General features: G+C 42.8%; 5 protein-coding genes and 1 pseudogene. 5 read left to right on the forward strand and 1 reads right to left on the reverse strand.

Annotated elements, in window-relative coordinates:
- The 5 genes from WBM98_RS10325 to guaB all read left to right on the forward strand — a co-directional run.
- A partial coding sequence (locus tag WBM98_RS10325; protein ID WP_424365942.1) for a hydroxymethylglutaryl-CoA lyase occupies positions 1–650 on the forward strand: 650 nt, incomplete at its 5' end.
- A gap of 162 nt (positions 651–812) precedes the next feature.
- Positions 813–1,991 carry a porin gene (locus tag WBM98_RS10330; RefSeq protein ID WP_424365943.1) on the forward strand — a complete coding sequence of 393 codons (1,179 nt, stop codon included), beginning with the start codon at positions 813–815 and terminating at the stop codon, positions 1,989–1,991.
- 100 nt (positions 1,992–2,091) lie between these two features.
- Complete coding sequence (locus WBM98_RS10335) at positions 2,092–2,628, forward strand: FMN-binding protein (protein ID WP_424365944.1); 537 nt, start codon at positions 2,092–2,094, stop codon at positions 2,626–2,628.
- Positions 2,625–3,128, forward strand: coding sequence for a hypothetical protein (locus WBM98_RS10340; RefSeq protein WP_424365945.1), 504 nt, complete (start codon positions 2,625–2,627; stop codon positions 3,126–3,128). Before WBM98_RS10335 ends, WBM98_RS10340 begins: the two co-directional genes overlap by 4 nt.
- A gap of 65 nt (positions 3,129–3,193) precedes the next feature.
- The gene (gene guaB / locus WBM98_RS10345) at positions 3,194–4,666 is read left to right on the forward strand and encodes an IMP dehydrogenase (RefSeq protein ID WP_424365946.1); all 1,473 of its coding nucleotides are present in this window, start codon (positions 3,194–3,196) and stop codon (positions 4,664–4,666) included.
- A 57-nt stretch (positions 4,667–4,723) separates the two neighbouring features.
- Here guaB and WBM98_RS10350 read toward each other — a convergent pair.
- Positions 4,724–4,862, reverse strand: a pseudogene (locus WBM98_RS10350) (thioredoxin); the annotation flags it as partial.

The following is a 4,862-nucleotide window of genomic DNA, read 5'->3' on the forward strand; positions in this document are numbered from 1 at the left end:
GCAAATTATTGGCCATTGTGGCGAATGTCAGAGGGGCCGAATCTGCCGTGGCGCATAAAGAGATCGATTATTTGGGATACCCATTTTCCATATCCGAAAATTTTCAAATGCGTAATACCCATAAGACGATAGCACAATCGGTCGAAATATTGCGTGAGATATTGCAAATTGCAAAAGCCAATGATAAGGAAGTAGTGACCTATATTTCCATGGGATTTGGAAATCCCTATGGTGACCCTTGGAATGTTGACATTGTTGGGGAGTGGACGGAAAGATTGGCGGAAATGGGCGCCCGTATTTTATCGCTTTCCGATACGGTGGGCACCTCAACCCCGAATACTATCGAATACCTGTTTTCAAATCTGATTCCGAAGTACCCTGATATCGAATTTGGTGCACATTTGCACACGACGCCCATGAAATGGCACGAAAAGATTGAAGCGGCCTATAGATCTGGCTGTCGAAGGTTTGACGGGGCCGTGCAGGGTTTCGGTGGCTGCCCTATGGCCAAGGACGAATTGACGGGCAATATGCCCACCGAGAAAATGCTATCCTTTTTTACGGCCCAAAAAGTTGATACCAATGTGCATTGGATGACTTTTGAAGCCGCCTATAATAAGGCCACCGAACTTTTTTCTGTATATAAATAACGGTAGAAGCCCCTTGCTTCGTTTCCCGGTGTAGCGAATGACCTCCTCTTTATAGTTATTTAGAATTATTATAAATAAAATTTGCATACCTCAAAATAGGTCTTAATTTTGTTGTCTGTTATCACATTATCTATAATAAGACCAAATAAAAACAACCAAGCAATGAAGAAGTCACTATTTATTTTAATCTCCTTGGCGACTAATTTTTTAGTGGCCCAAACAACAACCGATTCCATCACCTTGAACCCACAAAAACAGTTGAATGCCGCACAGCGTTTATTGTCCGGTAATTATGCGTCCGCCGTTACCATGGGTGCCTACGGTGAGATGTTATATAACCAACCCAATGGGGATAATGGTGAATTGGATGTACAACGATTGGTATTGCTTGTGGGGTATCGCTTTAATGATAAAACCCAATTTGTCACAGAAATCGAACTCGAACATGTTGATGAGATTTTTGTGGAACAAGCATTCGTAAATTATAATATCGGTAATAATGTAAATTTAAGAGGTGGACTTATGTTGGTGCCGATGGGCATCATAAACGAGTTTCATGAACCCACAACATTCAATGGAACTGAAAGGCCTGAGCTTGACAATGTTATCGTACCCACTACTTGGCGAGAATTGGGGATTGGTGTCAATGGTCGCTTCAATGAAATTTCCTTAGGCTACCAGGCCTATTTATTTAATGGGTTTAAATCCACATTAGGGGATGGTGAAGGTGGTATTTCCGGAGTTTTAAGGGGTTCTGATGGTCTGCGGGGCGGTCGTCAGAAAGGGATAAAATCTACCATCGACAGTCCGACCTTTTCCACGAAATTGGATTATTATGGTATTCCAGGATTGCGTTTTGGACTGTCTACCTATTTTGGCAAAACACAGGCCGCTGATGATATCGAGAATATTGAAGGAGCAAATATTGGTATTTCAATGGTAGGACTCGATGCCCGATATGCCTATGATCGTTTTACGGCTCGTGGTCAATTTATTTATGCATCCCTAACGGACACTGAAGCCTACAATACCTTAACAGGAGCGGATTTAGGCAGTGCCTTGCAAGGGTGGTATGTTGAAGGTGCTTTCAATATTCTTCCCATCCAAAATGAGCAAAAATTATTTGCCTTCGCCCGCTATGAAACCTACGATACCCATGCAGATACGGCTGGTTCATTGGCAGATAATGAGGCCTATGATAGAACGGATATTACAACGGGGCTTACCTATCATCTGGCTCCTGGAGTGGTATTAAAAGGGGATTACCAGTTTAGAAGCAATTCTGCGGATACGAATGATGTTAAAGACCGATTGAATTTCGGTATAGGTGTTTGGTTTTGATTCCAGCGCAAATGCCTTATTTAATAAAAGTTCGCTGGGCTGTGTAAAATATAACAAATCCCTACTATTGAGATTCATTCTAAATTGATATTTTTACGTTATGCAAAAGCCATTTCCATTAATCGTGTCGTCTCTGATCATGTGCTTATTTTTGTTCGGCTTTGGATTGCCCAAGAATATTGAGAAGAAGGTGTTGAAAGAACTGCAAAAAGTTTTTTTGCAGAATGATTTTCAATTGAGCCCAATACGGGTTTCGGACACTTTGAATGCCCGTTTGCCCCAAAAGATCGATGGGGAAAATTTCTTTGAATTGACAAACAATAATCTTCATTTGGGTTATTGTTTCGTTGGTAAGGCACCAAGTAAGGCTGCCGAATTTGACTTTTTGATTGTTTTTGACCCCGATCTTAAGATCGTACATTCCAAAGTATTGGTCTACCGTGAGGAATATGGTGGCGAAATTGGAAGTAAACGTTGGCTGAAACAATTTCTTGGGAAAACTGCCGGCGACCGTGTGGATCATGAAAGAAATATCGATGGCATTGCCGGAGCGACGATTTCCGTGCGGGCAATGACCAACGCCATAGACGAACTCTTGCAGACCATAGGAATTTTACAGCAAAATCTAGTTTTATGAGTGCATACAATGGGCTGCTTTCGACCTTTCCCAAAGAGATAAAGATTTTCATTGCATCCTTTGTGGTAGTGCTTTCCATTGGTTTTTACACCGGTCTTCTCTTTGTAAATGAAACCAGCTCCGTAGGACCTGCCGGTATCGAGGAAAATTATCTCGGGAATGAGGATGATGAAAATGCAGCGCTTATGAAGTTCAAAAAAAGCAATCGGGAAATGCTGACCATTGTACATACCCATATTCTTTCAATGTCCCTGATTTTTTTCCTTTTGGGCGCACTGGTTTGGATGACCCAACTACCGAGAAGTGCAAAGCTGTTTCTTACGGTTGAACCTTTCTTATCTGTTATACTCACCTTTGGAGGCATTTATTTCTTGTGGAGTGGTATCCTTTGGATGAAGTATGTCGTCATTTTCTCGGGTATTTTGATGACCATGACATTCATGGTTTCCTCCCTTACGGTTTTATATCAATTGACCAAAAAAAAGACAGCAATCCATTAAATCATAACGTAGCGAAAAGTTAGTATTAAAAATACTATATTTGCACGCAATTAATCCTTAATTGCATGAAAGCCCACCTAAACAAGATTCTCGGCGAAGGTTTAACATATGATGATGTTCTCCTCGTGCCTGCCTTTTCGGAAGTACTGCCTCGAGAAGTAAGTATCAAGAGCAAATTCACACGGAATATTACGATAAATGTGCCTATTGTCTCAGCGGCCATGGATACCGTTACGGAATCCCGGATGGCTATCGCCATTGCCCAAGAGGGGGGCATTGGGGTACTGCACAAAAATATGACCATTGAACAGCAGGCCTTGAAGGTGCGTAAAGTGAAACGCGCTGAAAGTGGCATGATATTGGATCCGGTGACCTTACCCTCCACCGCCTTGGTCAAGGATGCAAAGGCCAATATGAGAGAGTTCAGTATTGGCGGTATACCCATAGTGGATGATCAGGGTAAATTAATCGGTATTGTTACAAATAGGGACCTACGTTTTGAAAAGAACAATGAGCGGCCTCTATCGGAAGTAATGACTTCGGAAAACTTGGTTACCGTCGGGGAAGGTACTTCCTTAGAGCAGGCCGAAGATATTTTACAGGATAAAAAAATTGAAAAACTGCCTGTTGTTGATGCCAATAATAAATTGGTAGGTTTGATAACATTCAGGGATATTACGAAATTAACGCAGAAACCCAGCGCGAACAAAGATCAATACGGTCGACTACGGGTAGCGGCGGCCATTGGGGTCACCGAGGATGCCTTACACAGGACCGAAGCCTTGGTCGGGGCTGGTGTGGATGCGGTCGTCATTGATACCGCTCATGGTCATACCAAGGGTGTGGTCGACATACTGAAGCAAATAAAAAAGAAATTCCCAGAACTTGATGTCATTGTAGGAAATATCGCCACAGCGGAAGCCGCTAAGTATTTGGTAGCCGCAGGGGCAGATGCCGTAAAAGTAGGGATCGGACCGGGCTCGATTTGTACTACCCGAGTGGTCGCAGGGGTAGGTTTTCCCCAATTTTCTGCGGTTTTGGAAGTTGCAGCGGCGATCAAGGGCAGTGGTGTTCCCGTTATAGCCGATGGTGGAATCCGTTATACAGGTGATATTCCCAAGGCGTTAGCTGCAGGAGCCGATACCGTTATGTTGGGCTCTTTATTGGCAGGTACGAAAGAATCCCCTGGGGAAACCATTATCTACGAAGGAAGAAAGTTTAAATCGTATCGCGGTATGGGTTCCGTAGAGGCCATGAACAAGGGATCCAAAGACCGTTATTTTCAAGACGTGGAGGATGATATCAAAAAATTGGTACCCGAGGGTATCGTTGGTCGAGTGCCTTATAAGGGGGAACTCTATGAGAGCATCCATCAATTTGTCGGGGGTCTTCGTGCCGGAATGGGCTACTGTGGTGCAAAGGATATTGAGGCTTTAAAGGAAAATGGACGATTTATTAAGATAACTGCTAGTGGGATAAACGAAAGCCATCCCCATAATGTGACCATTACAAAGGAGTCACCGAATTATAGTAGGTAAATAGAATAGATTTGGATTATATGTATTGAATAAGAGCCATTGAAATGTGGCTCTTTTTTATTTTCCCGAGCCACTATAGGTCTCCCAATCTTTTTCCAAATAAATATTGTCCCCAAAATATCGGGCTATATTCAAAAAGGGTTTCGGTTTTTGATAACCGGGAACAGGGGATAGCATGTTCATCTTTTCATCGAGA

It is taken from the genome of Maribacter sp. (genome assembly GCF_049667165.1).
In the GTDB taxonomy this organism is placed as follows: Bacteria; Bacteroidota; Bacteroidia; order Flavobacteriales; family Flavobacteriaceae; genus Maribacter_A.

What these genes read in the sequence shown, in the direction of transcription:
- WBM98_RS10330 (WP_424365943.1), top strand. Translation starts at nt 813, where the DNA reads ATGAAGAAGTCACTATTTATTTTAATCTCCTTGGCGACTAATTTTTTA.
- WBM98_RS10340 (WP_424365945.1), top strand. Translation starts at nt 2,625, where the DNA reads ATGAGTGCATACAATGGGCTGCTTTCGACCTTTCCCAAAGAGATAAAG.
- guaB (WP_424365946.1), top strand. Translation starts at nt 3,194, where the DNA reads ATGAAAGCCCACCTAAACAAGATTCTCGGCGAAGGTTTAACATATGAT.
- WBM98_RS10335 (WP_424365944.1), top strand. Translation starts at nt 2,092, where the DNA reads ATGCAAAAGCCATTTCCATTAATCGTGTCGTCTCTGATCATGTGCTTA.